This window comes from Massilia rhizosphaerae (assembly GCF_016093545.1).
GTDB classification, from domain to species: Bacteria; Pseudomonadota; Gammaproteobacteria; order Burkholderiales; family Burkholderiaceae_D; genus Telluria; species Telluria rhizosphaerae.
The window spans coordinates 1-639 of the sequence record NZ_JADKYX010000055.1; the positions used below are offsets into that span (position 1 = coordinate 1).

General features: G+C 67.0%; 1 protein-coding gene. It reads right to left on the reverse strand.

Translation table 11 applies throughout. The features are described from left to right. On the reverse strand, positions 1 to 639 hold a 639-nt coding region (locus ISF28_RS30250; RefSeq protein ID WP_198120879.1), incomplete at both ends, for an FAD-dependent oxidoreductase.

A 639-nucleotide genomic window follows, 5' to 3' on the forward strand; every position in this document is an offset into this window, starting at 1 on the left:
CGGTGTTGATGAAGGCGTTGGTCGACGCGGCGAAGATGCGGCCCGCGCCGCCCGTGGCGAACACGGTCGTTTTCGCCTGCAGCATCATGACGTCGCCCGTTTCCATCTCGAGTGCGACGACGCCGAGCACGTCGCCGTCGGCATTGCGCACGAGGTCCAGCGCCTGCCACTCGACGAAGAAGTGGGTGCGCGAACGGACGTTGCGTTGGTACAGCGTGTGCAGCAGCGCGTGGCCGGTGCGGTCGGCCGCGGCGCAGGCGCGCTGCACGGGCTTCTCGCCGAAGTTGGCGGTGTGGCCGCCGAACGGACGTTGATAGATCGTACCGTCCGGGTTGCGGTCGAACGGCATGCCGAAGTGCTCCAGCTCGTACACGACCTTCGGCGCTTCGCGGCACATGAATTCGATGGCGTCCTGGTCGCCCAGGTAGTCCGAACCTTTCACCGTGTCGAACATGTGCCAGTACCAGTCGTCCTCGCTCATATTGCCCAGCGAGGCGCCGATGCCGCCCTGCGCGGCGACGGTGTGGGAGCGGGTCGGGAAGACTTTCGACAGCACGGCCACGTTCAGGCCCGCTTCGGACAGTTGCAGCGCGGCGCGCAGGCCGGAACCGCCGGCGCCGACGATGACGACGTCGAAAT